This window comes from Nostoc sp. CHAB 5715 (assembly GCF_020829685.1).
Classification (GTDB): Bacteria; Cyanobacteriota; Cyanobacteriia; order Cyanobacteriales; family Nostocaceae; genus Nostoc.
Genome location: NZ_JAIVFR010000699.1, coordinates 1 through 4,148, shown reverse-complemented (window position 1 = coordinate 4,148; position 4,148 = coordinate 1). Strand labels below are relative to the sequence as shown.

3 protein-coding genes and 1 pseudogene are annotated in these 4,148 nt (G+C 41.2%); all 4 read right to left on the bottom strand.

From position 1 onward, the window contains the following. The coding region (locus LC574_RS29330) for an SDR family oxidoreductase (protein WP_229457142.1) at positions 1 to 629 on the bottom strand (629 nt) is incomplete at its 3' end. Between the two features lie 566 nt (positions 630 to 1,195). Next, positions 1,196 to 2,410 (bottom strand): L-2-hydroxyglutarate oxidase, encoded by a 1,215-nt coding sequence (gene lhgO, locus LC574_RS29325; RefSeq protein ID WP_229457143.1) that lies wholly within the window; start codon positions 2,408 to 2,410, stop codon positions 1,196 to 1,198. A gap of 139 nt (positions 2,411 to 2,549) precedes the next feature. After that, the gene (gene rfbF / locus LC574_RS29320) at positions 2,550 to 3,323 is read right to left on the bottom strand and encodes a glucose-1-phosphate cytidylyltransferase (RefSeq protein WP_229457141.1); all 774 of its coding nucleotides are present in this window, start codon (positions 3,321 to 3,323) and stop codon (positions 2,550 to 2,552) included. Between the two features lie 471 nt (positions 3,324 to 3,794). Next, positions 3,795 to 4,028, bottom strand: a pseudogene (locus tag LC574_RS29315) (hypothetical protein); the annotation flags it as partial. Between the last annotated feature and the right edge of the window lie 120 nt (positions 4,029 to 4,148).

The window sequence follows — 4,148 nt, the reverse complement described above, 5'->3', positions numbered from 1 at the left end:
GCGTGGACTAATGGCCGCCAGGGTGTGCCATCACTGGTCATTTTGATTTGTTTGCTAGTCCATGCCAACCCTGCTAAGTTGTTTAAAACAATATCAAAGCGCATTCTGGGAGAAGCACCAAAGGCAGTTGCATTCCGCATAAATGTGGGAGAGAAATCATCATCAGCGAGTGGTCTGACATCTCTTTCTACGAGAGTTTTGCATTCTGCGTAGGCTGTTTGGGGATTAATTGGGGATGCTTCTGTAACATCACCGGCGGTAGCAACCCCGTAGACGCTGCACGAAGACATATATACGAAGCGACGCACACCCATAGCCTTAGCTAGGCTAGCTAGACGAACTGAACCTACATGATTAATTTCGTAGGTAATATTAGGTGCTAATTGTCCGGCTGGGTCGTTGGAGAGTTCCGCCATGTGAACTATTGCTTCAACACCTTCCAAATCATCAGGAGTGATGTTGCGGATATCTTTGTTGAGGGTTTTGGGTGTCACCCCATTAGCGTTGTATAGCCAACCAACTTTATAGAAACCGGTATCTAGACCAATAACTTCATGTCCTCGTTCAATTAACAGAGGGGGTAATAACGAACCAAGATAGCCTTCTGTTCCAGTTACTAATATTTTCATTGTGGTTAATGCCTTTGTATTGATGAGTTAAATTTTTCGTTTAGTAAAGGCGCACAGATGTTCGCCCTACTACGTGTTACATCCGAGAGGGAACCGCTATATTTTTCGTTTGTATGCAATAGACCTCTTTCCTAAGAGGAGAGAGGCTTTGAATCTTACTCCCCAACGCTAGTAGGGAAGGGGTTGGGGGTTAGGTCATTGGACTCAACCCAGAAGCGCTATATATGACTCGGCTAAAAGTCTTTACGTAGTTTGCCGACTTATATTATGTCCGCTTCATTACTCATTAAACCCGGAGAACCCTACCCCGCCAAAGCTGTGCTTTGTCTCCCCTAAGAGCCTGCGGGGAGGGGTTGGGGGTGGGGTTCTTTTATTAGGGGAATTTGGCGGACATGATATTACCCATTGGGTAGCAGCACTCTATAGCGGTTCTTAATTGATGCACTACACTTTTTTCTTGTGAGATGGGTATCTTACCCGTCTCTTGTATTTCCAGGCTGGAAAAGATGCCCACTATACAAGATTCATCCTTTTATTCAGCAGCCCGGAAGTAATAACTATGTTATCTATGCAGTTACTGCAATATCTAGATGCGAAAGTTGGGGAATTTCTGCCACAAGCGCTTTACCGATTTCTAGAGAAGATGTGGCCGCAGGAGAAGGAGCATTGCAAACATGAATGGAGTTTTGACCGGAAACAATCAAAAAGTCGTCTACAAGCTTGCCATCGTTCATTAAGGCTTGAGCGCGAACTCCTGCATGGGTGGGAACTAAATCTTCTGCTTGAACTTCGGGAATTAGTTTTTGCAAACTTCTGGTGAAGGCTGCTTTACTAAAGGAACGAATGATTTCTTGGATGCCTTCATCAGCGTGTTTTGCTGCCAACTTCCAAAAACCAGGATAGGTGATGACTTCAAGAAAATCCCGCAAGTCAAAGTCGGTTTTTTTATAACCTTCGCGTTTGAGCGACAGCACTGCGTTTGGGCCTGCGTGGACGCTACCATCAATCATCCGGGTAAAGTGAACACCCAGGAAGGGAAAATCTGGATTGGGAACTGGGTAAATTAGTGTCTTGACCAGATAACGTTTTTCTCTTGTGAGTTCGTAATATTCTCCCCGGAATGGGACAATTTTTGCTTGGGGTTCAACTTGACCTAATTTGGCGGTGCGATCGCTATGCAATCCAGTACAATTAATTACAAAGTGGGTTTCAAAGCTACCGTTGTTTGTTTGTAGTACCTGATTTTTACCACTTGGGGAGATTTTCAGAACTTTTGTATTCAGGTGTAAATCCCCACCCTGCTGTTGAATTAGCTGGGCATATTTCAAACAAACTTGCTTGTAATTAACAATACCAGTTGAGAATACCCGAAGTCCAGCTACACATTTTACGTGAGGTTCAATTTCCCTGACTTCTTCGGGGCTAATTCTCTTAACTTCTATGCCATTGTCTAAGCCGCGTTTGTAGAGATTTTCTAAGCGTGGTAGCTCTTGTTCTTCAGTTGCAACAATTACCTTACCACAAACTTCATGCTCAATTCCATGCTCTTGACAAAACTCTACCATAGAGCGAGAACCGTCACGGCAAAATTTAGCTTTGAAACTTCCTGGTTTGTAGTAAATACCAGAATGAATCACACCGCTATTATTGCCGGTTTGGTGAAATGCCCATTGACTCTCTTTTTCTAGTACTAAAATACGAGCATTAGGATAGCGCTTTCCTAAAGCCAATGCTGTAGAGAGTCCAACTATTCCCCCACCTATAATTGCAAAATCATACATTAGTATTATTGTACTTGAAATTACAGTAAATCTATAAAGTCGTTGGGCATTGGGCATGGGGCATTGGGCATTGGTTATTTTTTTTCCCCCTGCTCCCTCATCTCCCTCATCTCCCTCATCTCCCTCATCCCAACTCTTTCTACCATACCTTCCAAGGAGCTTGAGTAGTTGTCCATAGCCCCTCTAGGTAGTTTTTATCGCGTAAAGTATCCATAGGTTGCCAAAAACCATCATGTTTAAAAGCCGATAGTTGTTCCATATCAGCTAGTTTTTCTAATGGCTCTTGCTCCCATACTGTAGAGTCATCAGCAATCAAATTGATTACTTCTGGTTCTAACACAAAATAACCGCCATTAATCCAAGCTCCATCACCTTCAGGTTTCTCTCGAAAGCTGGTAATTTTAGTTTGCTCATGTCCTAAGGAAATAGCACCAAAACGTCCGGCTGGTTGAACGGCTGTGAGGGTTCCTAAGGTTTTTTGTTCTTTATGAAACTTAACTAGCTCGGTGATATTAATATTACTTACACCATCACCATAAGTAAAGCAAAAAGTCTCATTACCAAGATGTTCGCTGATTCGCTTTAAGCGTCCACCTGTCATTGTATTATCACCCGTGTTTACTAAGGTGACACGCCAGGGTTCAGCATAACCAGAATGCACGTTCATTTGGTTAAATCGCATATCAAAGGTAACATCTGACATGTGTAAGAAGTAGTTAGCAAAATACTCCTTAATTATGTAACCTTTGTAACCGCAACAAATAATGAAGTCATTAATGCCGTGAGCAGAGTAAGTTTTCATTATGTGCCAGAGAATTGGCTTACCACCAATCTCAACCATCGGCTTGGGTCTGATACTAGTTTCTTCACTGAGGCGTGTACCAAGCCCTCCAGCCAAAATCACCGCTTTCATGCAATTACCTCGGAGATTTGTAGAGATTTATATTATTTGACCGTGCCAATTTTAGATTTTGGATTTGCAATTTGGGATTAGTGAGCGAACCGTCACGAGCCTATAAGTAGATTTGTTCTGCCCATTTTCATAGCGGGGCATGTACCAAAAAACTCTTTTAATCCAAAATCCAAAATTGTTTGAGTTTATCGAGATGAAGAGGATGCACTTAGATAGAGAAAAATTGATTTCTGTTTTCTTTTCTCCGTCAATAATCTAACTATTATTTACGGCAAAATTATAAAGGAAATATAAATTAAAATCTTTTCTATATAAAAGCTCTATGAATATCTAAAAAATAGGAAAATCAAATACTCAGTTAAATATAATTGTTACCCAATAAATAACTAGGGTTAGCTGACGCTAACCCTAATCAGGCTTGATTTTTGAAATCTAAACCAATAATATGCGAGTGACAAAACTTACTTGTTTTTAGTTAGTTTTTTCCACATTACTTGAGCTTTGGAATAAAGGGTCACATTTGTTTTCTATGACTACACACATGTTACTGAGTGCTTGCTGATAATTATCCATATCATCTTGCTCAAGGAAGAATTTGGCAGATGCCTGTATATCCTCGATAGCTTTCGCCTGATTTTTGTTAGATTCACTACCGCCATATTGTGCTAGTTCATAGCGAACCATACCTCGTTTGAGGTACACTTTTTAAAACTCGCAAACTGTTTAGGACTTACGCAAAATTATGAAAAAACGAACCGCAAAGACGCAAAGGACACGAAGTAATAAGAGTTTGAGAGAGTTTTTGCGTAAGTCCTACTGTTGATG

Bases quoted from the DNA above. Each gene is read 5' to 3' on its own strand.
- lhgO (WP_229457143.1), bottom strand. From the start codon at position 2,410: ATGTATGATTTTGCAATTATAGGTGGGGGAATAGTTGGACTCTCTACA.
- rfbF (WP_229457141.1), bottom strand. From the start codon at position 3,323: ATGAAAGCGGTGATTTTGGCTGGAGGGCTTGGTACACGCCTCAGTGAA.